This window comes from Pseudomonas sp. HMWF021, assembly GCF_003061005.1.
In the GTDB taxonomy this organism is placed as follows: domain Bacteria; phylum Pseudomonadota; class Gammaproteobacteria; order Pseudomonadales; family Pseudomonadaceae; genus Aquipseudomonas.
Genome location: NZ_QAIK01000155.1, coordinates 312 through 26,932, shown reverse-complemented (window position 1 = coordinate 26,932; position 26,621 = coordinate 312). Strand labels below are relative to the sequence as shown.

The following is a 26,621-nucleotide window of genomic DNA, read 5'->3' as shown; positions in this document are numbered from 1 at the left end:
TTTGCGCGACAGTGCCGCGGTCACTTCTGCCTCGACCGTTTGCGGGTAGGTGCGGTAGTAACGGCCCAGCCAGACCGCGGTCAGCAGCCATGCCGGCAATTCCATGGTGGCAGCCAGCAAAGACGTGACCTGACGCCCGAACAGCACTGAACGCCCGGTGTCGGGGTCGAGGGTCCGGGCCAGCAACAGCACGCCATGACACACCGCCGCGACCGGTTTTTGTGTCTGAAAAAACTGCAGCGCGATCTGCCGGGCCTGACCGGACTCCAGCAGGCTGCGCATTCCTTTGGCATGCCCGCCGGGCACCAGCAGACCGTCGAATTGCGCCGGATCGACATCGGCATACGACAGCGGCTGGCGAAACGCCGCGCTCTCGGTCATGCGCGCGTAACTGGCAAGGTCGGCCCGGCGCGTCATCAGCATGGGATTGAGTGGCCCGAAACCGACACTCACCAATCGTGGGTCGGCGTAAGCGACCTGACCTTGCGGTGTGGCAAATCGCACTTCGATACCCGCGTCGCACAGGGCCTGCCACGGCACGCTGCTTTCGGTAGGGTCGTAATCGGCGCAGGGCAACAAAATCAGAATCATCCAGAACAGGCTCCAGGGCCGGAATTGGCCGTTGATTCAGAGCGTAGCCGGTTCGACCGTACGGGGTGATTTTGTTCAATACCTTACGCCGGGCGCTGGTTACCGTGCAGACCTTGTTCCTCGAAATCAAGCAGGTGTGCGATGAGTCTGATTGTGTCAATGGCAGCGTTTGCGCTGGTGGCTTCCATCACCCCGGGGCCGGTGAATATCGTGGCGTTGAGCTGCGGCGCGCAGTTCGGCTTTCGTGCCGGCCAGCGACATGTGCTGGGGGCGACGCTGGGGTTCGTGCTGTTGCTGGTCCTGATGGGGCTGGGGTTGCACGAAGTCTTGACACTGTGGCCGGTCATGACCCGTGTAGTGCAACTGGCCGGTGTGGCGTTTCTGCTGTTCATGGCCTGGAAACTGGCGACCGATGACGGCCGATTGAACGCCGGGCAAGCGGCGCGCGCACCGTCGATGCTCTACGGTGCGCTGATGCAATGGCTCAACCCCAAGGCCTGGCTGGCCTGTGTGGCGGGGATGGGCGCGTTTGTCGCCGATGGCGAGGCGCGACTGGTCTGGCAGTTTGCGGCGGTGTATCTGGTGATCTGTTATCTGTCGGTGGGTTGCTGGGTGTACGCCGGGACGTTCCTGCAGGGTTACCTGAGCAACCCTGCGGGGATGCGATTGTTCAATCGGCTGATGGCGTTGTTGCTGGCGCTCAGTGCGATTTATCTGGTGTTGCCGTGACAGGTCAGCCCAGGCCGCTCAGGGCGTTTTCCGCAGAAACACTCGGAGCGATGAAACGACCTTTTCTCAACTCGGTAATCGCGTATACCGCCCGAGCCGTGCGGCCGTTGCCGTCTACATAGCTGTGATAGCCCAGCATCGCACCGAGCATCTGTTTACCAAAATATTCATGCAGCGGGTCAAAGCTGGCCACATGCTTTTCCAGCGCCGCGGCACCCGACACATTGGAAGGGTAACGGGCTTGCGCGGTCGGGCTGCGCAGATGATCGACGACGTCAGGAACCAGAGCGCGGTGAAGCTGCGAGTAAACAGCTGGATCATTCAGCACTTTGCCGTTGGCTGCGTATTCAAGGAGCAATTCCTTGAGGGTGACCCGTTCGTTTCTAGACGAGGATGCTTTGAAAATCCACGCTGTCGCACGGTCGACGGGATCCGGGAAACCGTTGGGGTTGAACTTCAGTTCGTCCGCGATCCCGTTGAAGGGCGCCTCATCCAGGTTTTTCAGCAAAACGGATTGCTGGTGCGCCTGCATGGCGGTCAGGTTCCTGTATTCGACTTGCAGTGTGGAATCGAACAGCGACGGCAGCAGCGCGGGGTCGTCGAACTGATGCAGGTTGGCGAGGCTGTATTTTGTTGCCTGTTGCCTGACCAGCGTCTCGACGACCGCGGGGTCGAGCAATTTCTTGAGTGACTGGCTCGAGCCGGACTTGAGCGCACCATCGATCAATGCATCTTCGAGCAACCGTGTCAGCTCTTGCTCCGGGACATTCTTCAATACCTTGGGGTCATTGGCATGCAGATACTTGAGGATCTGCTCCGGCCCTTCGATAGCGTCGCTTTTGAACACTGTCCGGGCATGGGCAACGGTATCGAGCGACAGACGAATCCGACTGGCTGAGCCGGTATGGTCAATGGCCCTGAGCAAGTCGTAACTGTTGGCCCCGGTCAGATGTCGCAGTTGATGGCGTGCGGCCCGCACACCGCCACCCGCCAGTTTGACGCCGCCCTTGAGTAGCTGCGGCAGACCATCCAGCGGGTTCAACACGCTGATGGCTGCGCTGCCCAGCACTCTGGAGACCGACAGTAAACGGGGCACCAGTTGCGCAGCCCTGGCGGTAATCGCGGCAATTTTTCCGGGTATCACTGCGAAGGCCAGCCCCAGCACGGCGGCGTCCATGACGCAGCCAAGAATCGCGTTGTGCTGGCGCTTGGGATCACCTGAAGACATTTCTTCAACGCATGCCTTGAACGGCACGATAATGTTGATGATTGTCTTGAATACCTCTTCGGTCGCAGCAATGGCTCTCTCCCGTTGAGTCTGGTCGAAACCCATCCGCTTCACATCTTCAAGCGTGAGGTAAGGGCGTTTCTCTGCGACAAGTTTGCTTAGCGCCTCTTTGCGTGGCGAACGGAAATAGGGATTGGGGTAAATCTTGCGATCCGGCCTGGGCGAATCCAAGAGTTCACCGATTTTGCGGATGAAGACGCGGCTGCGAATACCTTCTCGAGGTTCAACGTTGGTCAGATAGGCTCGTGCATCCAGTGCCACATCCTCGAAGTGTTTGTGTTGATCAGCGAAAATCACCTCTGCGTTATTGTCTACAGAGACCAGTGCACTGAATGTCTTTTCCAGATCGAGGTTGACGCGACATTCCATTCGCAGTGGAAACAGTTCGAAGCAGCGCATCGACAAGCCTCGCCGTGCGCAGATAATCACGCCGAACTTGCCGCTCTCGCCGGGAACGGGGGTTTGTGGCCGGGGAATACCTCCATAGGTGGGCAACTCTGGAAAATTTGTGGTGGTATAGCGATCTACGCGATAAATACCCAGGACACCGTCTTCGAGGTATCCCGAGAACGCTGGATCTACCTGCGACAGTGCCACTTCAATGTTGCTGGCCAGCGCTGTGGTCAGACCGGTGTGATGCGTATGAACGGCTTCTTCATGGAGTTCCGAGGCCGGATACAGCTGAACAAGATTGGGGAAATCGGCGTAAATACTGCGGCCACGGTAGCGATTCCAGTTCTGCGTATGAAGCTCATCGCCCATGTACAGATCCAGAACCGATACTTTTCGGCCACCGCCGCCGCCTTTGCCACGCACCAGGACCAGTAACTCTTCGGGGTTGCAGTCGGGCTCGCTGCTCTTCAATTCTTTCAGGGCGACTTCCCTTCGATGCGGTATTGGCTGACGCATCAGGTGGGTGGCCTGGATTATCCTGTCGATATAGTCGTTGTACTGGTGCGTCACAAACGTGACGTCCGAGGGGGACACGGAGCCGTCATCGTAACGAGTGAAGAGGCTGTTCATCACCGCCCATTTCAGCACCGGGTCGATATTGGTGACGTGCAGTGCTTGCAGGCTCGAAATCCTGTCGGTCGCCTGACTGAAGCCGAGCAGGTGCTGATAAGTGATTTCACGGCTGGCGCCGGGTATCAACGCCTCGACCCGTTGCACGGCCTGGGTGGCAATGACCCACGCAGGAGTACCCATCTTCAGCGTCGATGGCCAATCGTTGCAGAGAAACTCAGGTGCCATGCCCGCCAGAACCCATTCAGCCACCAGGGGGGCCAGCAATCGGTCAATCTTCAGCTCCTCGACAAGATGGTTTTCCAGGTCGATGCGAACCCGGGAGGGGTGAACCAGCAGGTAGTTTTTTGAATAGAGATCGAAGCCGGCAAAGGTGAGGCTGTTGATCTCGACGTCGGGATCAAGGTCAAGCAGCAGCACGGCGACCAGCAACTGGCGTAAGAAGGCCGGGGTTGGTTGCGGACCTTTCTCGTCACTGAACCAGTGCAGCGCCTGCAGGTAAGGCTGCCCGTTCTGCAGGGACCATTCGGCCAGCTCCAGCAGACGCTGCAGGCGATAACCCTGGCTGGTTGGCAGGCGGTCTGCGGAGCTGTTTTCCAGAATCAGATGGCTGCCGACCGTTGCCACCAGGCTGTTGTCGTCACCGGTGAAGTGCTCCGTAGTGGTCTGCTGAATGATGGCTCGCCGTTGCGCGGTGAGTTTATACGGTGAGTCTTCAGGTGCATCCAGCAATTGCCAGTAGTTGCCGTCTGCGGGGCCGGAGGGCAGTGTCGTGAAGTTGATGAGATCAACTAAATCCTTCGCCTGGGCTGGAGTGCCGGGTAGCTTCAGGCCGTTAACACGTAGCCATTGTCCTACTGAATACCTTCGATCCGAGCGAACAAAGCCGCCGTTGACTTTCGCTGCGCTGGCCAATAATTCAAGTTGTTTTTTGTAATCAGGAATACCGTTTATTTCATCGGTAATGTCATGAAATAGATGGGTCAATATTTCATGTGGCGGGCATTCAACTCGACCTGCTTCATTGACCCTGAAAGGATGGTCATCAGAGAACAGGTTATTGATGCGGTACGCCTGAAACCCGGGTTCGCTTACAAGACGCGCCAACATCTGGCCAGGAGCGTGGTTGAGCTGATCAATCGTGGAGCCTGCGACGATGTCGATGTCCAGGCTGTCCCAGTCGGTCCAGCCGGGATATTCTTTTATGGCGATGACTGCCCGCTCTTTCTGAAGGGCATCGGCAGACTCAGGAAGTTGACGTTGCGCAGCTTGCATATTCGAAGTTCCCTCTTCATTCAATGGTGTTTGCAGTTTGTTCGCACTGTGCATCGGCAGGCGCGCAAGTTGGCGAAAACCCTAAATGAAAGAGCAAGGCTTTGTGTGTTTTATATTTACCAGAATGTTTATGTGGTGATAAACGTGTCAGTGCCAGCGGGCGTTATCTGTAAACAGGGCACGTGTATGGGCTTGTGGCTTAACAACAAGTGCGCAGCTACTTATCTTCGATATTGTCCAGGTGTTGCGGCCAGGTGTTGTTTGAACGCGCGCTGAAAGTGCGCCTGATCGGCAAACCCTGCTTCCAGCGCCACATCGGCGATCAACTGTCCGTGACGCAAGCGCTCGCGGGCGAACTGTATGCGCTGGTTCACCAGGAATGCGTGTGGGGTCATGCTGTAATGCTGCTTGAAGGCGCGGATCAGGTACGACGGCGATAACCGTGCCGCAGTGCAGATGTCCTCAAGGCTTACCAGTGTGGTGCAATGTTCGCGAATGAAATCGGCAGCGCGTTCAAGTTTGCAGTTCGGTTCGCGCAACGGTGGTGGCACCGGGGTCAGACGCATTTGCAGATCACTGAAAAACTCCACCGCTGCGCTGTGTTTGCACAGAACATCCTCTTGCTCATCGACCAGCGTTGCGTACAGGCCTTGCAGTGCCCTGAACAGGTGAGGGTCATTCAGATGAGTGTCGCCGAACCGCCGAAACTCACACTCCGCACCCAAGCCCAACTGACGCTGCAAATCGGTGAGCCAGGGTGTTTCGACGTACAGCATCAGATACGACCACGGCTGATCGTTGATCGGGTTGCAGGCATGCACATCACCCGGATTCATCAGCACCACGGTGCCGGCGGCCACGTCGAACCGCGATTGCTCGTGCACGTAAATACTGCGCCCGGCGGTGATCGCACCGATGGAGAAATGCGCATGGGAATGACGCGAGTAGCACACCTCGCGCCCATCGGCGATAGCCCGCGCTTCGATGAAGGGCAGGGCGTCGTCACGCCAGAAACGCGGGGCTTTTTCCGGATTGTTGGCGGCAGCGTGTTTCATCTTTATTGTTCCCCGGCAGACCAGAACCGAAGTGTATTAGCTCTGGCCGGCAAAGGCCCGTTCCAGTTCGGCGATGTCCAGTTTTTTCATCTTGAACATGGCCTGCATTGCCCGCTGCGACTTGCTGGTGTCGGGGTCCTGCATCATGTGCATGAATGCGATCGGCACGATCTGCCACGACACGCCGAACTGGTCCTTGAGCCAGCCGCATTGCTGGGCCTCGACCGGACCACCGGCTGAGAGGTTGCCCCAGAAATGGTCGACTTCTTCCTGATTCTGGCAGTTGACCTGAAATGAAATGGCTTCACTGAACTTGAACATCGGTCCGCCATTGAGGCCGGTAAAGGTCTGGCCATCGAGCTCGAAACTGACGGTCATCACCGCGCCTTCCGGCTTGCCGTGAAACTCCTGGCCGACCTTGCTGTAGTGGGTCAGGCCGGTGATTTTCGAATGATCGAAGATCGAGCAATAGAACTTCGCGGCGGCTTCGGCCTGGTCATCGAACCACAGGCACGGTGTGAGTTTTTGAAAGCGTTGCATGGCAGTCATCCTCGGCAGGTTAGACACGCAGGATTTACAGCGTAGTCAGTCCTTGGTCGAGTGGCGGTGCCGTAGATCGACAAGTGCAATGCAATTCAGCCAACACCCTGAAACCTGTGGGAGCTGGCTTGCCAGCGATGAGGCCGGCACATTCAGAAGTGATGTTGCCTGAGCCTCCGCCATCGCTGGCAAGCCAGCTCCCACAAAGTCTGTGACTCAGTCAGGATGTGCACAGAGTCAGCGCGACTCGGCGATCATCAACAGTGATTGCGGCACCGCACTTTGCGGATGCTGCGGTTCCTGCAGGCCGACCAGCCTGAACCCCGCCATGTCCAAGGCATTCAGCCAACTCGACAACGTACGGAAATACCACGGCATCGGTTGCCATTGTCCCTTGAACGCGGCGAAGGACTCTTCGCGCCAGCCATCCTGATAGTCGCCAGCGGCAACCGTCCACGGATGCAGTGTCTGGATGATCAACGTGCCGCCGGGGACCAACAAGGCATTCATCGCCGCGAGCAGCGCAATGATGTCCTGCTGCAGCAGCGAGAAATTGGCGCAGATCAAATCGTAATCGCGGCCGATATCGACCCTGGCCTCGGCGAGCGTCTGGTAACTGGCGACGTGCACGTTGGCTGAGCCGGCTTCGCGCGCCGCCTCGACCAGTGTCACATCGCCGTCGACACCGGTCGCGTCGATGCCCCGAGCCGTCAGCGCCCTCAGCAACCAGCCTTCGCCGCAGCCCAGATCGAGTACACGCTCGGGTTGCCGACCCATGATCGCCAGCAGGATCGCCTGATCGGTCACTTGCTGACGACTTTCGATGGCACCGCTGCGGATCACTTCGATCCAGGCATCAGCGTTGTCGTGCCAGCTCTGCAGAAGGGAAGATTCGGGGGAGGGCATGGCGCAGTCTCCGGAAAAGGCAGTGGGTGGGCGTTCGCTTGTACGGCTGCTATGTTCAAAGGCTGAACAGAGTCTGGCAGAGGAGATGCACCATGAACCAGTACACCGGCGGCTGCCTGTGCGGCGACGTCCGTTTCCAGGCATCGGGCCAACCCTACCGCGTCGGCATTTGCCATTGCCTCGACTGCCGCAAACATCACGGCGCATTGTTCCACGCATCGGCCATATTTCCCGAAAGTGCAGTTACTGTCAGCGGCAAGACCGGCGATTATCAGGGACGGCTTTTCTGTCCGCGCTGTGGGTCGCCCGTGCTTGTGCGTTCGGGGGATGAAATTGAAGTCAATGTCGGCTCACTGGACGAGCCGAACCAGTTCAAGCCGACTTATGAGCTGTGGACTGTCCGCCGTGAGGCATGGCTGCCGGCGCTGCCGTTGGCGCACCACTACGAACGTGACCGAGAGGGGACGGGGCGTTCCGAGGCATAACCCTGTAGGAGCGAGCCTGCTCGCGATGGCGGCGTGTCAGTTTGAATATTTGTTGCCTGATATATCGCCATCGCGAGCAGGCTCACTCCCACAGGGTTGTTGGTGGTATGGAGATTCGTATGTCAGCCGCCGATCAGTGTGGGCGGCATGGCTGCCGGCGCTGCCGTTGGCGCACCACTACGAACGTGACCGAGAGGGAACGGGGCGTTCCGAGGCATAACCCTGTAGGAGCGAGCCTGCTCGCGATGGCGGCGTGTCAGTTTGGACATTTGTTGCCTGAAATATCGCCATCGCGAGCAGGCTCACTCCCACAGGGTTGTTGGTGGTATGGAGATTCGTATGTACACCGCCGATCATTGTGGGAGCTGGCTTGCCAGCGATGGGGTCGGCGCATCCACAATTGATGTTGCCTGACCCACCGCCATCGCTGGCAAGCCAGCTCCCACAATGAGGTGTAGTACTCGCAAATTTCTGATCACTCCCCAGTGATCATCAATCGTTCGAGTTTCAGCCGCGAATAAAGGCCAGCAGATCCGCATTGATCGTCGCCGCCTCGGTCGTCGGCATGCCGTGCGGAAATCCCGGATACGACTTCAGCGTGCCATTTGGCAGCAGTTTCGCCGACAAAGGCCCCGAGTTCGCATAAGGTACGATCTGATCATCCTCGCCATGCATCACCAGCACCGGCACCGTGACCTTCTTCAGGTCTTCAGTGAAATCGGTCTGGGAGAACGCAACGATCCCGTCGTAATGCGCCTTGGCCCCGCCAATCATGCCCTGACGCCACCAGTTGCCGATGATCCCTTCCGAGGGCTTGGCGCCCGGACGGTTATAGCCGTAGAACGGGCCGCTGGGGATATCGCGGTAGAACTGCGCACGATTGGCCGCCAGTTGCGCCTGAAAATCGTCGAACACCGATTTCGGCAAACCACCCGGGTTGCTCTCGGTCTTGACCATCAATGGCGGCACGGCGCTGATCAGCACGCCTTTGGCCACGTTGTCCTGTCCATGCCGGGCGATGTAGTGGATGACCTCGCCGCCGCCGGTGGAGTGGCCGACATGCACCACATTCTTCACCCCCAAATGCGTGACCACCGCCAGCGCATCATCGGCGTAGTGGTCCATGTCGTGACCGTCCCAAACCTGGCTCGAGCGTCCATGCCCGCGACGGTCATGGGCGATCACCCGAAAGCCCTGGCCCAGAAAGAACAGCATCTGCGCGTCCCAGTCATCCGAGCTGAGCGGCCAGCCGTGGTGGAAATGGATCACTGGAGCGTCCTTCGGGCCCCAGTCCTTGTAGAAAATTTCGACGCCGTCTTTGGTGGTGACAAATCCCATGTTCGCGACTCCTGACCAAGGTGAGGGTTACCGCGCTCGTCGCAGACCGGTGGTGATGGTTCGGAGGAGCGCCGTTATCAGCCAGAAGATTAAAGTCGACATTTTCGCGATAGGGCATGACCGGTGGTCGCAACGTCTGGCTTCACGCGCAAATTAGGCTTTGCTGAAAGGGATAAGCCAAGGCGCGCACAGGCTTTTACGGCCGTAGCGACGCCCCTTCAGAACACCGTGAGTCTGAGGAAATCCCCCCATGCTGACCTTGAATATCAATGGCAAGGATCAGGAACTCGATGTGCCGGCCGACATGCCGCTACTTTGGGTCCTGCGTGACGTGGCGCACCTGACCGGCACCAAATTCGGCTGTGGCATGGCCCAGTGCGGGGCGTGCACCGTGCACGTCGATGGCGCGCCGTTGCGCGCCTGCATCACGCCGGCCACCGCCGTGGCCAACGGCCAGAAAATTCTCACCATCGAAGGCTTGTCCACGGACGGTTCGCACCCGGTGCAACAGGCCTGGGCCGAACTCGATGTGGTGCAGTGCGGGTACTGCCAGTCGGGGCAGATCATGTCTGCCGCCGCGCTGCTGGCGAAGATCCCCAAACCCACTGACAGCGATATCGATCAGGCGCTCTCCGGCAATATTTGCCGCTGCGGCACCTACCCGCGGATCCGCGCAGCGGTGAAACGTGCGGCCGAGATTGGCTGATTGGGAGACAGACGATGAACAGTCCTGTATCGCGTCGCGGCTTTCTCAAGGGCAGCGCCCTGCTGGGTGGCGGTCTGGTGGTGGCGTTTGTCGTGCCCGGTGCCCATCGGTTTGCCTTGGCGGCAGAGAATGAAGGCAAGGTCTTCGCACCGAATGCATTTTTGCGCATTGCCGCCGACAACAGCGTGACGGTGCTGCTGGGGCACTCGGAAATGGGCCAGGGTATCTGGACCGGCCTGACCATGCTGATCGCCGAAGAGCTGGACGCCGATTGGTCGAAGATCCGCGTCGAACACTCGCCGGCCTCGGCGGCCAATTACGGCATGCCGGCGTTTGGCGGGATGCAGATTACCGGCGGCTCGACTTCGACCTGGATGGAGTTCGACCGTTATCGGCTCGCCGGGGCCACGGCGCGGCAGATGCTGGTGGAAGCGGCGGCCAAGCGTTTCGACGTGGCGCCCTCAGCCATCCGTACTGAATCGGGCGTAGTGATTGCCGGCGATAAACGCGCCACTTACGGCGAACTGGCGGACGCCGCCGGGCAACTGCCGGTGCCGGATCCGAAGTCGATCACCTTCAAGGAGGCCAAGGACTGGAAGGTCATCGGCAAACCGACCAAACGCCTCGACACCCCGGAAAAAATCACCGGGCGCGCCAAGTTCGGCATGGACGTGCAGTTCGAGGGCTTGATGACCGCGATGGTCGCTCGCGCGCCGGTGTTTGGTGCCACGGTCAAATCGTTCGAAGGCGCCGAAGCGCTGGCGGTGCCCGGTGTGCACAAAGTGGTGCAGGTGCCGACGGGTGTAGCGGTGATCGCCGATCATTATTGGGCGGCGAAACTCGGTCGCGATGCGCTGAAGGTCGATTGGGACCTGGGGCCGCACACTGACCTGAGCAGTCAGGGCCTGCTCGACAGCTTCCGCAAACTGGCGGCGACACCGGGCACTTCCGCCAGTCAGGCCGGGGATCCGAAGGGCAACTTCGACAAGGCGCCGAAGAAAATCGACGTCGAGTACAGCGTGCCGTATCTGGCGCATGCACCCATGGAACCGCTGAACTGTACGGTGAAGATCAGCGCCGAGAAATGCGAGATCTGGACCGGCACGCAATTCCAGACCCTCGACCAGATGGTCGCCGGCAAAATCACCGGTCTCAAACCGGAGCAGGTGGAGATTCACACCGAATTTCTCGGCGGTGGCTTCGGACGTCGAGCCAACCCGACCTCGGACTTCGTCGCCGAAGCGGTGCAAGTGGCGAAAGCCGCCGGCATGCCGGTGAAAACCGTGTGGTCGCGCGAAGATGACATTCGTGGCGGTTATTACCGCTCGATGTTCCTGCATCAGGCGCGCATTGGCCTGGACGGGCAGGGTATGCCGCTGAGCTGGCAGCATGTGCTGGTCGGTCAATCGATCATGGCCGGCACCATGCTCGAACAGACCATGGTCAAGAACGGCATCGACGCAACCTCGGTCGAAGGCGTGGCCGACAGCCCGTATATCAAGGGCCTGGCCCATCAGCAGGTCGAACTGCATTCACCTCAAACCGGAATCAATGTGCTGTGGCTGCGTTCGGTGGGGCACAGCCACACCGCGTTCGTCATGGAGTCCTTGATCGATGAAATGGCCACGGCGGCGGGCAAGGACCCGGTGGAATATCGACGAACACTGCTCAAGGATCATGCGAGGCATCTCGGGGTGCTGAATCTGGCGGTGGAGAAGGCTAACTGGACAGCGCCGCTGCCGGACGGGCATGCGTTGGGTGTGGCGGTGCACGAATCCTTCGGCAGTTATGTGGCGCAGGTGGCCGAGGTCTCGCAGGACAATCTGGCGATCCGCGTGCACCGCGTGGTGTGCGCGGTGGATTGCGGGATTGCCGTTAACCCGCAGAGCATCGCGGCGCAGATGGAATCGTGCATCACCTTTGGCCTGGGCATGGCGCTGCACAGCAAGCTGACGGTCAAGGACGGTGCGGTGGTGCAATCCAACTATCACGATTATCAGGTGCTACGGCTCAACGAGATGCCGGTGGTCGAAGTGCATATCGTGCCCAGCAGTGACAAGCCCGGCGGCATCGGCGAAGCCGGTGTTCCGCCCACCGCACCGGCGGTGGCCAACGCGGTGTACGCGCTGACCGGGCAGCGTTTGCGTGAATTGCCGCTGCAACTGTCGGGGGTGTGAGATGAGACGACATCTGCTGTTGGGCACGGTGATCCTGCTGGGGCTGGGCGGCTACGCCTCGGACCTGTTCGCCGATGATCAGGAAGCGCTCAAGGCATTCGGCACGGTGCAGAAAGTGTTCCAGAGCCCGCGCTGCCAAAACTGCCATATCCCCGGCGACTCGCCGCTGCAGTTCGATGCGGGCAAAACGCACGCGATGAATGTGGTGCGCGGCATGGACGGCAAGGGAGCCGCCGGTTTGCCCTGCGCCACCTGCCACGCCGAGAGCAATCCGCCGGCCAGTTACGGCCCCCACGCGCCACCGGGTGCACCGCACTGGAGCCTGCCGCCGGCGGCGCACAAGATGGCCTGGATCGGCCTGCCACCGGACAAGTTGTGTGCAATGATCAAGGACCGCTCCAGCAACGGCGACCGTGATTTCGCCGCACTGATAAAACATGTCAGCGACGACAAACTGGTGTTGTGGGGCTGGAATCCCGGAGCAGGCCGCACGCCGGTGCCGGTGCCCCATGACATTTTTGTGGCCCAGTTCAAGCTTTGGGCCGACGCGGGCGGTCCGTGTCCGGTGGCGGGGGGTTGAGGTGTGTGAGTCGCTGGCGAATCAGGCTACTCTAACGGTCATTGACCCTGATGGAGTGCGTGATGCTGGCCCCGATCAAACCCGCCAATGAAGCCACCCGAATTCAAGCGCTGCATGGCTTGAATGTCCTCGATTCGGCGCCAGAGGAGCGTTTCGACCGCCTCACTCGCCTGGCCAAACGCCTGTTCAACGTGCCGATTGCCCTGGTGACGCTGGTGGACAAGGACCGACAGTGGTTCAAGTCCTGCGTGGGGCTGGATGTGACTGAAACGCCAAGGGACGTCTCGTTTTGTGGGCATGCGATCCTCAAGAACGAACTGCTGCTGGTGCCGGATGCCCGGCAGGATGAGCGTTTCCACGACAACCCATTGGTCACCGGCGCACCCAACATCCGCTTCTACGCCGGTTACCCGCTGACGGTGCCCAATGGCAACAAAATGGGCACCTTGTGCCTGATCGACACCCAGCCCCGCGAACTCGATGACGAAGAACGCGCACTGCTGCGGGATCTGGCGCAGATGGCCGAGCAGGAGCTGACGGCGGTGCAGATGGCGAGCATGGACGAACTGACCCTGCTGTCCAATCGCCGTGGCTTCAAACAGCTGGCGCAACATGCACTGGACGCTTGTGCGCGTCTGGAAAAACCGGCGACCTTGCTGTTTTTTGACCTCAATGATTTCAAGCAGATCAACGATCTCTACGGTCATGCCGAGGGCGACAGTGCGCTGAAGACCTTTGCCGATGTGCTGCGCATCGCCTTTCGCGAGAGCGACGTGGTCGGGCGCCTGGGCGGTGATGAGTTCGTGGCGCTACTGACCGGCTCCAGCCACGTCGAAACCACGGCGGTAATGGCCCGCCTCAAGGAAATCCTCGAAGAGCGCAACGCCACGTTGCACCGGGGATACGCGATTCGCTTCAGCGTCGGCCAGATCGAATACGACCCGCAGCGCCATGACACAGTGGATCGACTGCTGGCCGATGCCGATAGCGCAATGTACGAACACAAGCAGCAATTGAAGCGCGGCCATTGAGGGCCTCATCGCTGGCAAGCCAGCTCCCACAGGTTTCGCGGGTGCTCACAAAATCCAGATACCGCGCAGAACCTTGTGGGAGCTGGCTTGCCAGCGATGGCGTCCGGTCAGGCGATATTGATGTTGAATGTGCTGGCCTCATCGCTGGCAAGCCCACTCCCACAGTTTTATCGGGTGCTCACAAAATCCAGGTACTGCGCGGATCCTTGTGGGAGCTGGCTTGCCAGCGATGGCGTCCGGTAAGACGCCACACTTTTATTTGGCAAACAACTGCCCGATGTCCTTGAACGCCTTGAACTCCAGCGCGTTGCCACATGGGTCGAACAGAAACATCGTCGCCTGTTCGCCCACCAATCCCTGAAAGCGAATCCCCGGCTCAATCACAAATCGCGTGCCCAGCGACGTCAGGCGTTCGGCCAGCGCCTGCCATTGCGCCATGCCCAGCACCACACCGAAATGCGGCACCGGCACGTCATGCCCGTCCACGGCATTGGTGTGCGCGGCTTCCTGTGCAGGGTTTTTCGGCGCCAGATGAATCACCAGTTGATGGCCGAAGAAGTTGAAATCGACCCAATGTTCGCTGGAGCGACCTTCTTCCAGCCCGAAGACTTCGCGATAAAAGTGGCGTGCGGCGGCCAGGTCATAGACAGGGATGGCCAGATGGAAAGGGCTTAACGACATGGCGCAATGCTCGATCAGAGGAAGTGCACTGAGTTTAGTGCTGTGAAATGTGATTGAAAGACGATAGTTTTTGCGCCGAGCTCAAATTTTTTCGATCAATCGAGGTGTGCATGCTGCGTGAACTGAAGACCTTTCTCGCGGTGGCGCGCCATGGCACGTTTGCTGCCGCCGGTTTGCACATCGGCCTGACACAATCGGCAGTCAGCGCGCAGATCCGTAATCTCGAACAGGCTTTGGGCATTCGACTGTTTGATCGCACTGGCCGCCAGGCGACGCTCAATCCGGCCGGGCAGCGCGCCTTGCCGATGGCGCAGGAGATGCTGGCGATCTTCAGCCGCATGGCGGTAAGCGAGAATGTCAGCGAGTTTCGCGGCGAGCTGAAAATCGGCGCGGTGGCGACTGCGCAGACCGGACTGCTGCCTAAGGCATTGTTGCGCTTGCGTCAGCAGGTACCGGGGTTGGAGCCAAAACTGGTGCCGGGAGTGTCGTTGAATCTGTTGAGTCAGGTCGATGCCGGCGAGGTGGATCTGGCGATCATGATCAAGCCGCCGTTCGAGCTGCCCAAGGAATTGTCGGCGACGGTGATTCGTCGCGAGCCGTTCGTGCTGATCGTGCCGCTGCAGGTCAAAGGCGACGATCCGCTGCAGTTGCTCGCCGACCAGCCGCAGGTGCGCTATGACCGCCATTCATTTGGCGGGCGCTTGGTGACGCAGTTTTTGCGCGAGCAGCGGATCCAGGTCGAGGTGGCACTGGAGCTGGATGAGCTGGAGGCGATCGTGAAGATGGTCGAGTCCGGGCTGGGCGTTTCGCTGCTGCCCAAGGCTGGGCTGTGGCTGGAGCATCCGCTCAAAGTCAGGGTGATCGAGCTGGGTGAGCTGACGTTCTACCGCGAGATGGTCTTGTTGCAGCGCTATAGCCAGCGTAATCAGCCGGTTCAAAAACTGTTTGCCGATTGTTTGCTCTGAAGATCAAAGGATCGCAGCCTTCGGCAGCTCCTACAGGGGTGGTGTTGTCCCTGTAGGAGCTGCCGAAGGCTGCGATCTTTTGATGTTGAACCCAATAAAAAACCCGCCGGAAGAGGCGGGTTTTTTAATCGGCAGAGCGAAGATTACTCTTCGATGTTGCCCATCGCGGTGGTGTTGAAGCCGCCGTCGACGTACATGATTTCACCGCTGATGCCCGACGCCAGGTCGGAGCACAGGAAGGCGCCGGCGTTGCCGACTTCTTCGATGGTGACGTTGCGGCGCAGTGGGGTTTGCGCTTCGTTGGCGGCCAGCATCTTGCGGAAGTTCTTGATGCCCGAGGCTGCCAGGGTACGGATCGGGCCAGCCGATACGCAGTTGACGCGGGTGCCGTCCGGGCCCAGGGAACCGGCGAGGTAACGTACGCCAGCTTCCAGCGAAGCCTTGGCCATGCCCATCACGTTGTAGTTCGGCATGGTGCGCTCGGCGCCCAGGTACGACAGGGTCAGCAGGCTGCCGTTGCGGCCTTTCATCATTTCGCGGCCAGCCTTGGCCAGAGCCACGAAGCTGTAGGCGCTGATGTCGTGAGCGATGCGGAAACCTTCACGGGTGGTGGCTTCGGTGAAGTCGCCGTCCAGTTGGTCGCCCGGGGCGAAGCCGACGGAGTGCACGATGCAGTCCAGGCCGTCCCACTTCTTGCTCAGTTCTTCGAAGACCTTGGCGATTTCTTCATCGCTGGCCACGTCGCACGGGAAGCACAGCTCAGGGCTCGAACCCCAGCCCTGTGCGAACTCTTCGACGCGACCCTTGAGTTTGTCGTTCTGATAAGTGAAGGCAAGCTCAGCGCCCTCGCGATGCATGGCGGCAGCGATGCCGGATGCGATGGACAGCTTGCTGGCGACACCGACGATCAGTACGCGCTTACCGGCGAGAAAACCCATGTGTTGCTCCTCTTTCAGGTTATTGCGCAGTGGCTGGTGCCAAAAAAGCGGCTTCCAGCAACTGCTGTGTATACGGATGTTTGGGGGCGGCAAAAATATCTTGCGCGTCTCCCTGTTCGACCACTTGGCCATGCTTGACCACCATCAGCTGGTGGCTCAGCGCTTTGACGACAGCCAGGTCATGGCTGATGAACAAATACGTCAGGTTGTACTTGGCTTGCAGTGAACGCAACAGCTCCACCACTTGCCGCTGCACCGTGCGGTCGAGCGCCGACGTCGGCTCGTCCAGCAGGATCAGCGCCGGTTTGAGCACCAAAGCCCGGGCAATGGCGATACGTTGCCGTTGCCCACCGGAAAATTCGTGGGGGTAGCGGTGCCGGGTTTCCGGATCCAGACCTACCTCCTTCAATGCCGCAATAATCGCCGCTTCCTGCTCGGCGGCGGTGCCCATCCTGTGAATCCGCAGGCCTTCGCCAACGATGTCGCTCACGCACATGCGCGGGCTCAGGCTGCCGAACGGGTCCTGAAATACCACCTGCATCTCCCGCCGCAACGGGCGAACCTCGTTCTGCGTCAGGCAGTCTAGCTGCTTGCCCTCAAAGCGAATGGCGCCTTTGCTGCCGATCAGCCGCAAAATCGCCAGACCGAGGGTGGATTTGCCGGAACCGCTTTCCCCCACGATCCCCAGGGTCTGACCCTGAGGCAGGCTGAAATTGATGCCGTCCACTGCCTTGACGTAATCCACCGTGCGCTTGAGCAGGCCTTTCTTGATCGGGAACCAGACTTTGAGGTTCTCGACTTCGAGCAGCGGCGCCCCGATTTTATTGGTCGCCGGGCCTCCGCTGGGCTCCGCGCCGAGCAATTCCCGAGTGTACGGATGCTGCGGCGAACGGAACAGCTCTTCGCACGATGCCTGTTCGACGATGCAACCGCGCTGCATGACACATACGCGATGCGCAATTCTTCGCACCAGGTTCAAATCATGACTGATCAGTAACAGCGACATGCCCAATCGAGCCTGAAGCTCCTTGAGCAAATCGAGGATTTTCAGCTGAACGGTCACGTCCAGTGCAGTGGTAGGCTCGTCGGCGATCAGCAGTTCCGGCTCGTTGGCCAATGCCATGGCGATCATCACCCGCTGGCGCTGGCCGCCGGACAATTCGTGGGGCAGGGCCTTGAGACGCTTGTGCGGCTCGGGAATGCCGACCATCTCCAGCAGCTCCAGCGTACGTTTGGTCGCGACTTTGCCGCTCAGGCCCTTGTGGATGCCGAGAATCTCGTTGATCTGCTTCTCGATCGAGTGCAGCGGGTTGAGCGAGGTCATCGGCTCCTGAAAGATCATCGCGATGCGGTTGCCGCGGATGTGGCGGATGGTCTTTTCGCTCAGCCCCAGCAGATTCTGCCCGGCATAGGTGATGCTGCCGGCCGGATGCCGGGCCAGCGGGTAGGGCAGCAGGCGCAGGATCGAATGCGCCGTGACCGATTTGCCCGAGCCGGACTCGCCGACCAGCGCCAGGGTTTCGCCGCGCTTGATGTCGAAGCTCACGCCTTCGACCACCCGGTGCAACCGCTCGTTGAAGCCGAACTCGACGGCGAGGTCGCGCACTTCGATCAGATTGTCCTGATTCATTTCACTTCCTCGGGTCGAAGGCATCGCGAGCGGACTCGCCGATAAACACCAGCAGACTCAACATCAGCGCCAGCACCGCGAACGCGCTCATGCCCAGCCACGGCGCCTGCAGATTGGATTTGCCCTGGGCCACCAGTTCACCCAGCGACGGACTGCCGGCCGGCAAACCGAAGCCGAGGAAGTCCAGCGCAGTTAGGGTGCCGATGGCGCCGGTGAGGATGAACGGCATGAAGGTCATGGTCGAGACCATGGCGTTGGGCAGGATGTGGCGGAACATGATCGCGCCGTTCTGCATGCCCAGCGCCCGCGCCGCACGCACGTATTCAAGGTTACGCCCACGCAGGAACTCCGCGCGCACCACATCGACCAGGCTCATCCACGAAAACAGCAGCATGATCCCCAGCAGCCACCAGAAATTCGGCTGAACGAAACTGGCGAGGATGATCAGCAGGTACAGCACCGGCAAACCCGACCAGATCTCCAGAAAGCGCTGCCCGGCCAGATCGACCCAGCCGCCATAGAAACCCTGCAGCGCGCCGGCAATCACACCGATGATTGAGCTGAGTACCGTCAGCGTGAGCGCAAACAACACGGAAATGCGGAAGCCGTAGATCACCCGCGCCAGCACATCGCGGCCCTGATCGTCAGTGCCCAGCAGGTTGTCCGCCGACGGTGGGGCCGGCGCCGGGACTTTCAGGTCGTAGTTGATGCTCTGGTAACTGTAAGGGATCGGCGCCCACAACACCCACGCGTCCTTGGCCTTGAGCAGTTCGCGGATGTACGGACTCTTGTAGTTGGCTTCCAGCGGGAATTCGCCGCCGAAGGTGGTTTCCGGGTAGCGCTTGATCGCCGGGAAGTACCAGTGGTTGTCGTAATGCACCACCAGCGGCTTGTCGTTGGCGATCAGCTCGGCACCGAGGCTCAGGCCGAACAGGATCAGGAACAGCCACAGCGACCACCAGCCACGCTTGTTGGCCTTGAACAGTTCGAAACGGCGGCGGTTGAGCGGGGACAGGTTCATCTCAATGCTCCCGGCTGGCGAAGTCGATGCGCGGATCGACCAGGGTGTAAGTGAGGTCGCCGATCAGTTTCACCACTAGCCCCAGCAGGGTGAAGATGAACAGGGTGCCGAACACCACCGGGTAATCGCGGTTGATCGCCGCTTCGAAACTCATCAGGCCCAGACCGTCGAGGGAGAAAATCACTTCCACCAGCAACGAGCCGGTGAAGAAGATGCCGATGAATGCCGACGGGAATCCGGCAATCACCAGCAGCATGGCGTTGCGGAACACGTGGCCGTAAAGCACGCGGTTGCGCGTCAGGCCCTTGGCCTTGGCGGTGACCACGTACTGCTTGTTGATCTCGTCGAGGAAGCTGTTTTTGGTCAGCAGGGTCATGGTCGCGAAGTTGCCGATCACCAGCGCGGTCACCGGCAGCGCCAGGTGCCAGAAGTAGTCGAGAATCTTGCCGCCCAGGCTCAGCTCATCGAAGTTGTTCGAAGTCAGGCCGCGCAGCGGGAACCAGTCCAGATAACTGCCGCCGGCAAACACTACGATCAGCAGAATCGCAAAGAGAAACGCCGGAATCGCGTAGCCGATGATGATCGCCGAACTGGTCCACACGTCAAAGTGGCTGCCGTGCCGCGTCGCCTTGGCGATCCCCAGCGGGATCGACACCAGGTACATGATCAGCGTGCTCCACAGCCCGAGGGAGATGGAAACCGGCATCTTTTCCTTGATCAAGTCGATGACCTTGGCATCGCGGAAAAAACTGTCGCCGAAATCCAGCTTCGCGTAGTTCTTGACCATGATCCACAGGCGTTCCGGGGCCGACTTGTCGAACCCGTACATGTGCTCGATTTCCTTGATCAGCGCCGGGTCCAGGCCTTGCGCGCCGCGATAGGCGGAGCCGGCCACCGAGACTTCGGCACCGCCACCGGCGATGCGGCTGGTGGCGCCTTCGAAGCCTTCGAGCTTGGCGATCATCTGTTCCACCGGACCGCCGGGCGCGGCCTGGATGATCACGAAGTTGATCAGCAGAATGCCGAACAGGGTCGGGATGATCAGCAACAGTCGCCGAAAAATGTACGCCAGCATCTGATTACTCCGTGCCCACAGGGTCGGCTTGCAGTTTGGTTTCGACTTCTATGGCAGGCTTCGCGTCAGGCTTGACCCACCAGGTGTTAATCCCGATGTCGTATTTGGGGGAGACTTTCGGGTGGCCGATGTGGTTCCAGTAAGCCACGCGCCAGGTCTTGATGTGCCAGTTGGGAACCACGTAGTAACCCCATTGCAGCACTCGGTCCAGCGCCCGGGCATGCGCCACCAGGCTGCTGCGTGAATCGGCGTTGATCAGGTTTTCCACCAGGTGATCGACGATCGGATCCTTCAGGCCCATGGTGTTGCGGCTGCTCGGTTTGTCGGCGGCGGCGCTCATCCAGAATTCGCGCTGCTCGTTGCCCGGCGAGTTGGATTGCGGGAAGCTGCCGACCATCATGTCGAAATCCCGCGAGCGCACGCGGTTGATGTACTGCGAAACGTCGACGCGGCGGATCACCAGATCGATGCCGAGGTCGGCCAGATTGCGTTTGAACGGCAGCAGCACGCGTTCGAATTCGGTCTGCGCCAGCAGGAATTCGATGACCACCGGTTTGCCGCTGGCGTCGACCATTTTGTCGTCGACGATCTTCCAGCCAGCCTCCTGCAACAGCTGATAGGCCTCGCGCTGCTGGGCGCGGATCATGCCGCTGGCGTCGGTCTTCGGGTTCTCGAAGGCTTCGCTGAACACCTGGGCCGGCAATTTGCTGCGAAACGGTTCGAGGATCGCCCGTTGCTCGGCGTCGGGCAGGCCGGTGGCGGCCATTTCCGAGTTCTCGAAATAGCTGCGGGTGCGGAAGTAGGCACCGTTGAACAGCTGTTTGTTGGTCCACTCGAAATCGAACAGCAGACCGAGCGCCTGCCGCACCCGCACATCCTGAAACACCGGACGGCGCAGGTTGAAAACGAAGCCCTGCATGCCGGTCGGGTTGCTGTTGGCGATCTGTTCCTTGATCAGCCGACCTTCGGTGACCGCCGGAATGTTGTAGGCGTTGGCCCAGTTTTTCGCGGTCATTTCCAGCCAGTAATCGAACTGCCCGGCCTTCAGCGCTTCGACGGCGACGGTGTTGTCGCGGTAGTAATCGGTGGTCATCACGTCGAAGTTGTAGAAGCCGCGATTGACCGGCAGATCCTTGCCCCAGTAGTCCTTGACCCGCTCATAGCGCACCGAGCGCCCGGCCTTCACTTCGGCGACCTTGTACGGGCCGCTGCCCAGCGGAATCTCCAGATTGCCCTTGGTGAAATCGCGATTGGCCCACCAGTGTTTCGGCAGCACCGGTAGCTGACCGAGAATCAGCGGCAGCTCGCGATTGTTGGTGTGCTTGAACTTGAACAGCACCGTGAGCGGGTCTTCGGCGATGGCCTCTTCGACATCGCTGTAATAACCGCGAAACAGCGGCGAGCCGTCCTTGGTCAGGGTCTGGAAGCTGAACACCACGTCTTCGGCGCGCACCGGATGGCCGTCGTGAAAACGCGCTTCCGGGCGCAGGTAGAAACGCACCCAGCTGTTGTCCGGGGCTTTCTCGATCTTCGCGGCGATCAGGCCGTACTCGGTGAACGGCTCGTCGAGGCTGTGCTTGGTCAGGGTGTCGTAGATCTGCCCGACATCATCGGCCGGCACGCCTTTACTGATGAACGGGTTGAGGCTGTCGAAGCCGCCGAATCCGGCCTGGCGGAAGATCCCGCCCTTGGGCGCATCGGGGTTCACGTAGTCGAACTGTTTGAAGTCCGCCGGGTATTTCGGTGGCTCGTTGTACAGGGTCACGGCGTGTTGCGGGGCGGCAATCGCCAGCCCGGCGAACAGCAGACCGCTGGCCTGCAGGAGCAGGGCGCGGATGGGCGTCATTTATTGTTCTCCGAAGATTTCAGCCACCACGCGCTCAGGCCCAGGGTGTAGGGCGGCGTGGTGACGAAAGCCAACCGGTTGCGGTAGGCCAGTCGGTGATAATTGAGGTACCAGTTGGGAATGCTGTAGTGCTGCCAGAGCAGCACGCGGTCGAGCGCCTTGCCGGCGGCGACCTGTTCATCGCGGGTTTGCGCGGCGAGCAGTTGTTCGAGCAGGTGATCGACCACCGGGTTGGCGATGCCGGCGTAATTCTTGCTGCCCTTGACCCCGACCTGACTGGAATGGAAATACTGCCATTGCTCCAGACCCGGGCTGAGGGTCTGGTTGAGGGTCATCAGGATCATGTCGAAATCGAACTGGTCCAGGCGCTGTTTGTACTGGGCGCGATCCACCGTGCGCAGGCGCGCATCGATGCCGATGCTGTTGAGGTTCTCGATGTACGGCTGCAGGATCCGTTCAAGGTTCGGATTGACCAGCAGCAACTCGAAACTCAGTGGCTGGCCTTTGGCGTTTTGCAGGCGCTGGCCATTGAGCTTCCAGCCGGCCTCGGCGAGCAGGGCCAGCGCCTTGCGCATGGTTTCTCGCGGGATGCCACGGCCATCGGTCTGCGGCAATGTGAACGGTTCGGTGAACAGCTTCGCGGGCAACTGATCCTTGTACGGCTTGAGCATCAGCCATTCATGCCCGACCGGCAGGCCGCTGGCGCTGAATTCGCTGTTAGGGTAGTAGCTGCTGGTGCGCTGGTAGGCGTCGCTGAACAGTGCGCGGTTGGTCCACTCGAAGTCGAACATCAGGCCCAGCGCTTCGCGCACCTTGACGTCGCTGAAGGTCGCGCGCCGGGTGTTCATGAACAGGCCCTGGCTCTGCGTCGGGATCTGGTGCGGGATCTGCGCCTTGATCACCTCGCCACGACGCACCGCCGGGAAGTTGTAGCCGTTGGCCCAGTTCTTCGCCTGATGCTCGATGTAGATGTCGAATTCGCCGGCTTTGAACGCTTCGAAGGCCACGTCGCTGTCGCGGTAGAACTCGACTTCCATGCGATCGAAGTTGTACTTGCCGCGATTGACCGGCAGGTCTTTGCCCCAGTAATCCTTGACTCGCTCGAAAATCAGCTGCCGCCCCGGCGTCACCGAGGTGATGCGGTACGGGCCACTGCCCAGCGGTGGCTCGAAGGTGGTGGCCTTGAAGTCGCGATCTTTCCAGTAATGCTGTGGCAGCACCGGCAATTCGCCGAGGCGCAGGATCAATAGCGGATTACCTGAGCGCTTCATCACAAAGCGAATGCGCTGCGGGTTGAGGATATCGACCCGCGAGACTTCCTGTAGCGCAGTGCGGTACAGCGGATGGCCTTCCTTGAGCAGCAACCGATAGGAGAACGCCACGTCGTAGGCGGTGATCGGTGTGCCGTCGTGGAAACGCGCTTCGGGGCGCAGATTGAACACCACCCAGCTGCGATCTTCGCTGTACTCCACCGATTGTGCGATCAGGCCATAGCTCGATGCCGGCTCATCGCCCGACGGCGAATACTGGCCGGTGCCGACCATCAGCGGCTCGTTCAGCTCGTTGATGCCGTACTGCAGGAAATTCGGCGTGGTGACCGGGCTGGTGCCCTTGAAGGTGTACGGGTTGACCGTATCGAAGGTGCCGAACGCCATCACCCGCAACGTACCGCCCTTGGGCGCTTGCGGGTTGACCCAGTCGAAGTGGGTAAATCTGGCCGGGTACTTGAGCGTGCCGAACTGCGCATAACCGTGACTTTCGGTAATCGTCGCGCTTGCGGGTGAGCTCAAGGCCAGGCTGATCAGGAGCAGGAGGAGGGGACGCTTCAAGTCAGATCCGATCCAGGCGGCTTGGGCTTTTGTGGCCGTACAGTAACAGCTTGTCTGGACTGGAAAAAGATAGCGGGTTAATGCTGTGTTAATGCAAAAAAAAGATCGCAGCCTTCGGCAGCTCCTACAGGGATCAATGTAGGAGCTGCCGAAGGCTGCGATCTTTTGATTTCAACTCAGTGCGGCTGGTAGACCGTGAGCATCTGCCCAGGCTTGAGGGCCTTGCCCGCACCCGGATTCCAGCGCTTGAGGTGCTGCATCTCGACGTTGAACCGCTTGGCCACCACATACAGGGTGTCGCCACGCTTGACCTTGTACTGGGTCTGCTGCTGGCTGTCGGCCTTGCCTTTGGTCTTGCTGTTGGCGGCAATCACCGTGTTGACCCGACCACTGCTGCGAGCCGGGGCACGCTTGGTGGTGTCCTGCATCACCAGGGTCTGGCCGACCTTGAGGTTCTTGCCGGTCAGCTTGTTCCAGCGTTGCAGGTCCTTGACTTCGACCTTGTTGGCCTTGGCGATGGAACCGAGGTTGTCGCCGCGTTTGACCCGGTAGGCGCGTTTGAGCGTTGCCACCTCGGTCGGGTCGGCGCCGTCGAACACCGGTTTCAGCGAGCGCGGGCTGATCAGTTCTTCAGGTCGCATGGTCTGCAGGCTGGCGGTCAGCAGTTGCGCCTTGGACGTCGGCACCAGCAGATGCTGGGGGCCGTCGATGGTGGTGCGCTGCTTGAAGGCCGGGTTGAGCTGGAACAGCTCGTCTTCGTCGATATTGGCCACCGCTGCGACCTTGGACAGGTCCATGCGCTGGTTGATTTCTACGACCTGGAAATAGGGTTCGTTGGCGATCGGGTTGAGGTTCACCCCGTAGGCTTCCGGGGCCAGTACCACTTGCGACAGCGCCAGCAGTTTCGGCACGTAGGCCTGGGTTTCCGCCGGCAACGACGACAGGTTCCAGTAGTCGGTCGGCAGGCCGAGCTTTTCGTTGCGCTCGATGGCGCGGCTCACCGTGCCTTCACCGGCGTTATAGGCCGCCAGGGCCAGCAGCCAGTCACCGTTGAACATGTCGTGCAGACGGGTCAGGTAATCCATCGCGGCGGTGGTCGAGGCGGTAATGTCGCGACGGCCATCATAGAAGCGGGTCTGGCGCAGGTTGTAGTAACGACCGGTGGACGGAATGAACTGCCACAGGCCCGAAGCGTCGGCGCGCGAGTAGGCCATCGGGTTGTAGGCGCTCTCGATCACTGGCAGCAGAGCCAGTTCCAGCGGCATGTTGCGCTCTTCGAGACGCTCTACGATGTAATGAATGTAGAGGCTGCCGCGTTCGCCGGCGTTCTCGAGGAAGGAGGGGTTGCTGGCGAACCACAGGCGCTGTTGCTCGATGCGCGGGTTGACGCCCAGGCCGTCCTGCAGCTGGAACCCGCCGCGCATGCGCTCCCAGATGTCCTGAGGTATTTGCGGGCTGGGTTTTTCGCTCAGCCAGATCGGCTTCTGCTTGGCTCGCGCAGCAATGTTCGGCGTATGGGTCGCTTCAGTCTGCGGAGCATGGCTGGAACAGCCCGCCAACGTGGCGGACACAGCCACCGCGATGGCTTGGGCCAGGCGGGTCAACGTGTCTGAATTGACGGACTTACGTATGGATGACGACATTGGCTGGAAGTAAGTTCCGGGCAAAAATGTCGGGCGATTCTAGAAAGCGCACCCCCTGCGGTCAACCATTCAGAATTTTTGTACTAGGGGGCGAGTCACTTAGAATTTATCTTTCCATGCCCGCAGAGCCGCAAAAACCTCACTCGGCGCCCGGTTTTGAGCGCCTGCCCGTTCGTCCACTTTTTGTGTAACCAATGTTTCAGAGGTGCGCAAAAACGGATTGGTGAGCTTTTCCAGGGCCAGGGTCGAGGGCAGGGTCATCACGCCTTTTTCCCGTTGCTGGGTGACTTTTTCCAGACGGGCGGCAATGTCCGGGTTGCTCGGTTCGACTGCCGCGGCAAATTTCAGATTGCTCAGGGTGTATTCATGGGTGCAATACACCAGCGTATCCTCGGGTAAGGCAGCGAGGCGGCCGAGCGAGTGGTGCATCTGTTCCGGCGTGCCTTCGAACAGGCGCCCGCAACCGGCGGCGAACAGCGTGTCACCACAAAACAGCAGGCCGTGGTGGTAGTAGGCAATGTGGCCGAGGGTGTGACCGGGCACCGCATAGACATCGAAGTCCCAGCCGAGCACGCTGACGGTATCGTTGTCCTTGAGTGCCACGTCGCGCCCCGGGATGTTTTCACTGGCCGGGCCGTAGACTTTGGCGCCGCTCGCGGCTTTCAGGCGTTCGACGCCGCCGACATGATCATGGTGGTGATGGGTGATCAGAATGTCGCTCAGCACCCAGCCCGGGTGCGCGTCGAGCCAGGCCTGCACCGGCGCGGCATCGCCCGGGTCGACCACGGCGCAGCGCTGGGTGCGGTGATCCTGTAACAACCAGATGTAGTTGTCGGTGAACGCGGGCAGGGCACTGATCTGTATCATCGTCGGAATTCGCCAAGCGGAAAACATTGGCGCATCTTAGAGCTTCTAGCGGCGTTGGAGAATGACATGACCGATAAAGCGTTCGCTCAGGCCGATCCCGACTGGCTGGCGTTGATCGGCGCGGCCCGTGAATGGCTGGCCGGCCCGCTCGGGCAATTTCTGCTGGATGAAGAACGGCGCATGCTTGAAGACGAGTTGGGGCGTTTCTTCGGCGGCTATCTGGTGCATTACGGGCCGTCGGCCCAGACCCCGCCGTCAGCGCCGCAGGTGCAGCGTAACGTGCGACTCGGCGCGCCATTGCCGGGGGTGGAGATCGTCTGCGAGGAACAAGCCTGGCCGTTAAGCGAGCATGCCGCCGACGTGGTGGTGTTGCAGCACGGTCTGGATTTCTGCCTGTCGCCC

22 protein-coding genes and 1 pseudogene are annotated in these 26,621 nt (G+C 60.2%); 8 read left to right on the top strand and 15 right to left on the bottom strand.

The window, feature by feature from the left end:
* Positions 1 to 591, bottom strand: a 591-nt coding sequence (locus DBR18_RS22175; RefSeq protein ID WP_108591968.1) for a type 1 glutamine amidotransferase domain-containing protein, incomplete at its 3' end; no start/stop codon positions are given.
* 141 nt (positions 592 to 732) lie between these two features.
* Between DBR18_RS22175 and DBR18_RS22170 the strand changes: the two genes are divergently transcribed.
* The gene (locus DBR18_RS22170; protein WP_108591920.1) at positions 733 to 1,320 is read left to right on the top strand and encodes a LysE family translocator; all 588 of its coding nucleotides are present in this window, start codon (positions 733 to 735) and stop codon (positions 1,318 to 1,320) included.
* A gap of 4 nt (positions 1,321 to 1,324) precedes the next feature.
* On the opposite strand, the gene DBR18_RS22165 is transcribed toward DBR18_RS22170, so the two are convergent.
* The 4 genes from DBR18_RS22165 to DBR18_RS22145 form a co-directional block, all read right to left on the bottom strand.
* Positions 1,325 to 4,906, bottom strand: coding sequence for a hypothetical protein (locus DBR18_RS22165; RefSeq protein WP_146188782.1), 3,582 nt, complete (start codon positions 4,904 to 4,906; stop codon positions 1,325 to 1,327).
* A 221-nt stretch (positions 4,907 to 5,127) separates the two neighbouring features.
* Positions 5,128 to 5,961 (bottom strand): AraC family transcriptional regulator, encoded by an 834-nt coding sequence (locus DBR18_RS22160; protein WP_108591918.1) that lies wholly within the window; start codon positions 5,959 to 5,961, stop codon positions 5,128 to 5,130.
* Positions 5,962 to 5,997: 36 nt separating this feature from the next.
* Positions 5,998 to 6,501, bottom strand: a complete 504-nt coding sequence (locus DBR18_RS22155; protein ID WP_108591917.1) for a VOC family protein — start codon at positions 6,499 to 6,501, stop codon at positions 5,998 to 6,000.
* 237 nt (positions 6,502 to 6,738) lie between these two features.
* Positions 6,739 to 7,407, bottom strand: a complete 669-nt coding sequence (locus DBR18_RS22145) for a bifunctional 2-polyprenyl-6-hydroxyphenol methylase/3-demethylubiquinol 3-O-methyltransferase UbiG (protein ID WP_108591916.1) — start codon at positions 7,405 to 7,407, stop codon at positions 6,739 to 6,741.
* A gap of 92 nt (positions 7,408 to 7,499) precedes the next feature.
* Between DBR18_RS22145 and DBR18_RS22140 the strand changes: the two genes are divergently transcribed.
* Positions 7,500 to 7,892, top strand: a complete 393-nt coding sequence (locus DBR18_RS22140; RefSeq protein ID WP_108591915.1) for a GFA family protein — start codon at positions 7,500 to 7,502, stop codon at positions 7,890 to 7,892.
* 507 nt (positions 7,893 to 8,399) lie between these two features.
* On the opposite strand, the gene DBR18_RS22130 is transcribed toward DBR18_RS22140, so the two are convergent.
* Positions 8,400 to 9,230 carry an alpha/beta fold hydrolase gene (locus DBR18_RS22130; protein ID WP_108591914.1) on the bottom strand — a complete coding sequence of 277 codons (831 nt, stop codon included), beginning with the start codon at positions 9,228 to 9,230 and terminating at the stop codon, positions 8,400 to 8,402.
* Between the two features lie 250 nt (positions 9,231 to 9,480).
* Here DBR18_RS22130 and DBR18_RS22125 point away from each other — a divergent pair, with 250 nt between their 5' ends.
* From DBR18_RS22125 to DBR18_RS22110, 4 genes are all read left to right on the top strand, one after another.
* On the top strand, positions 9,481 to 9,936 hold the full coding sequence (locus DBR18_RS22125) for a (2Fe-2S)-binding protein (RefSeq protein ID WP_025111491.1): 456 nt from the start codon (positions 9,481 to 9,483) through the stop codon (positions 9,934 to 9,936).
* 14 nt (positions 9,937 to 9,950) lie between these two features.
* On the top strand, positions 9,951 to 12,113 hold the full coding sequence (locus tag DBR18_RS22120) for a xanthine dehydrogenase family protein molybdopterin-binding subunit (RefSeq protein WP_108591913.1): 2,163 nt from the start codon (positions 9,951 to 9,953) through the stop codon (positions 12,111 to 12,113).
* 1 nt (position 12,114) lies between these two features.
* Positions 12,115 to 12,693 carry a hypothetical protein gene (locus DBR18_RS22115; protein ID WP_108591912.1) on the top strand — a complete coding sequence of 193 codons (579 nt, stop codon included), beginning with the start codon at positions 12,115 to 12,117 and terminating at the stop codon, positions 12,691 to 12,693.
* 62 nt (positions 12,694 to 12,755) lie between these two features.
* Positions 12,756 to 13,724, top strand: a complete 969-nt coding sequence (locus tag DBR18_RS22110) for a sensor domain-containing diguanylate cyclase (RefSeq protein ID WP_108591911.1) — start codon at positions 12,756 to 12,758, stop codon at positions 13,722 to 13,724.
* A 255-nt stretch (positions 13,725 to 13,979) separates the two neighbouring features.
* Here the strand turns inward: DBR18_RS22110 and DBR18_RS22105 are convergent, their stop codons facing one another.
* On the bottom strand, positions 13,980 to 14,405 hold the full coding sequence (locus DBR18_RS22105) for a VOC family protein (RefSeq protein ID WP_108591910.1): 426 nt from the start codon (positions 14,403 to 14,405) through the stop codon (positions 13,980 to 13,982).
* A gap of 110 nt (positions 14,406 to 14,515) precedes the next feature.
* Here DBR18_RS22105 and DBR18_RS22100 point away from each other — a divergent pair, with 110 nt between their 5' ends.
* Positions 14,516 to 15,370 (top strand): LysR family transcriptional regulator, encoded by an 855-nt coding sequence (locus DBR18_RS22100; RefSeq protein ID WP_108591909.1) that lies wholly within the window; start codon positions 14,516 to 14,518, stop codon positions 15,368 to 15,370.
* Between the two features lie 143 nt (positions 15,371 to 15,513).
* Here the strand turns inward: DBR18_RS22100 and fabI are convergent, their stop codons facing one another.
* From fabI to gloB, 8 genes are all read right to left on the bottom strand, one after another.
* On the bottom strand, positions 15,514 to 16,308 hold the full coding sequence (gene fabI / locus DBR18_RS22095) for an enoyl-ACP reductase FabI (RefSeq protein ID WP_003202751.1): 795 nt from the start codon (positions 16,306 to 16,308) through the stop codon (positions 15,514 to 15,516).
* A 19-nt stretch (positions 16,309 to 16,327) separates the two neighbouring features.
* A complete protein-coding gene (locus tag DBR18_RS22090; RefSeq protein WP_108591908.1) occupies positions 16,328 to 17,938 on the bottom strand; it encodes an ABC transporter ATP-binding protein in 1,611 nt (536 codons plus the stop codon).
* A gap of 1 nt (position 17,939) precedes the next feature.
* Positions 17,940 to 18,959: an ABC transporter permease gene (locus DBR18_RS22085; RefSeq protein WP_007965317.1), complete on the bottom strand. Its 1,020-nt coding sequence runs from the start codon at positions 18,957 to 18,959 to the stop codon at positions 17,940 to 17,942.
* Between the two features lies 1 nt (position 18,960).
* Positions 18,961 to 20,034, bottom strand: coding sequence for a microcin C ABC transporter permease YejB (locus tag DBR18_RS22080; RefSeq protein ID WP_003224148.1), 1,074 nt, complete (start codon positions 20,032 to 20,034; stop codon positions 18,961 to 18,963).
* Positions 20,035 to 20,038: 4 nt separating this feature from the next.
* The gene (locus DBR18_RS22075) at positions 20,039 to 21,880 is read right to left on the bottom strand and encodes an extracellular solute-binding protein (protein ID WP_108591907.1); all 1,842 of its coding nucleotides are present in this window, start codon (positions 21,878 to 21,880) and stop codon (positions 20,039 to 20,041) included.
* Positions 21,877 to 23,709, bottom strand: a complete 1,833-nt coding sequence (locus tag DBR18_RS22070; protein WP_108591906.1) for an extracellular solute-binding protein — start codon at positions 23,707 to 23,709, stop codon at positions 21,877 to 21,879. The genes DBR18_RS22075 and DBR18_RS22070 overlap by 4 nt, the downstream gene beginning before the upstream one ends.
* A gap of 176 nt (positions 23,710 to 23,885) precedes the next feature.
* Positions 23,886 to 25,352, bottom strand: coding sequence for a LysM peptidoglycan-binding domain-containing protein (locus DBR18_RS22065; RefSeq protein WP_108591905.1), 1,467 nt, complete (start codon positions 25,350 to 25,352; stop codon positions 23,886 to 23,888).
* 99 nt (positions 25,353 to 25,451) lie between these two features.
* A complete protein-coding gene (gene gloB, locus DBR18_RS22060; RefSeq protein WP_108591967.1) occupies positions 25,452 to 26,219 on the bottom strand; it encodes a hydroxyacylglutathione hydrolase in 768 nt (255 codons plus the stop codon).
* Between the two features lie 66 nt (positions 26,220 to 26,285).
* Here gloB and DBR18_RS29685 point away from each other — a divergent pair.
* Positions 26,286 to 26,621: pseudogene (locus DBR18_RS29685) on the top strand (SAM-dependent methyltransferase); the annotation flags it as partial.

Bases quoted from the DNA above. Each gene is read 5' to 3' on its own strand.
- DBR18_RS22125 (WP_025111491.1), top strand. From the start codon at position 9,481: ATGCTGACCTTGAATATCAATGGCAAGGATCAGGAACTCGATGTGCCG.
- DBR18_RS22080 (WP_003224148.1), bottom strand. From the start codon at position 20,034: ATGCTGGCGTACATTTTTCGGCGACTGTTGCTGATCATCCCGACCCTG.
- DBR18_RS22170 (WP_108591920.1), top strand. From the start codon at position 733: ATGAGTCTGATTGTGTCAATGGCAGCGTTTGCGCTGGTGGCTTCCATC.
- DBR18_RS22105 (WP_108591910.1), bottom strand. From the start codon at position 14,405: ATGTCGTTAAGCCCTTTCCATCTGGCCATCCCTGTCTATGACCTGGCC.
- DBR18_RS22145 (WP_108591916.1), bottom strand. From the start codon at position 7,407: ATGCCCTCCCCCGAATCTTCCCTTCTGCAGAGCTGGCACGACAACGCT.
- DBR18_RS22140 (WP_108591915.1), top strand. From the start codon at position 7,500: ATGAACCAGTACACCGGCGGCTGCCTGTGCGGCGACGTCCGTTTCCAG.
- DBR18_RS22155 (WP_108591917.1), bottom strand. From the start codon at position 6,501: ATGCAACGCTTTCAAAAACTCACACCGTGCCTGTGGTTCGATGACCAG.
- DBR18_RS22100 (WP_108591909.1), top strand. From the start codon at position 14,516: ATGCTGCGTGAACTGAAGACCTTTCTCGCGGTGGCGCGCCATGGCACG.
- DBR18_RS22115 (WP_108591912.1), top strand. From the start codon at position 12,115: ATGAGACGACATCTGCTGTTGGGCACGGTGATCCTGCTGGGGCTGGGC.
- fabI (WP_003202751.1), bottom strand. From the start codon at position 16,308: ATGGGTTTTCTCGCCGGTAAGCGCGTACTGATCGTCGGTGTCGCCAGC.
- DBR18_RS22075 (WP_108591907.1), bottom strand. From the start codon at position 21,880: ATGACGCCCATCCGCGCCCTGCTCCTGCAGGCCAGCGGTCTGCTGTTC.
- gloB (WP_108591967.1), bottom strand. From the start codon at position 26,219: ATGATACAGATCAGTGCCCTGCCCGCGTTCACCGACAACTACATCTGG.
- DBR18_RS22160 (WP_108591918.1), bottom strand. From the start codon at position 5,961: ATGAAACACGCTGCCGCCAACAATCCGGAAAAAGCCCCGCGTTTCTGG.
- DBR18_RS22065 (WP_108591905.1), bottom strand. From the start codon at position 25,352: ATGTCGTCATCCATACGTAAGTCCGTCAATTCAGACACGTTGACCCGC.
- DBR18_RS22130 (WP_108591914.1), bottom strand. From the start codon at position 9,230: ATGGGATTTGTCACCACCAAAGACGGCGTCGAAATTTTCTACAAGGAC.
- DBR18_RS22090 (WP_108591908.1), bottom strand. From the start codon at position 17,938: ATGAATCAGGACAATCTGATCGAAGTGCGCGACCTCGCCGTCGAGTTC.
- DBR18_RS22120 (WP_108591913.1), top strand. From the start codon at position 9,951: ATGAACAGTCCTGTATCGCGTCGCGGCTTTCTCAAGGGCAGCGCCCTG.
- DBR18_RS22110 (WP_108591911.1), top strand. From the start codon at position 12,756: ATGCTGGCCCCGATCAAACCCGCCAATGAAGCCACCCGAATTCAAGCG.
- DBR18_RS22085 (WP_007965317.1), bottom strand. From the start codon at position 18,959: ATGAACCTGTCCCCGCTCAACCGCCGCCGTTTCGAACTGTTCAAGGCC.
- DBR18_RS22165 (WP_146188782.1), bottom strand. From the start codon at position 4,906: ATGCAAGCTGCGCAACGTCAACTTCCTGAGTCTGCCGATGCCCTTCAG.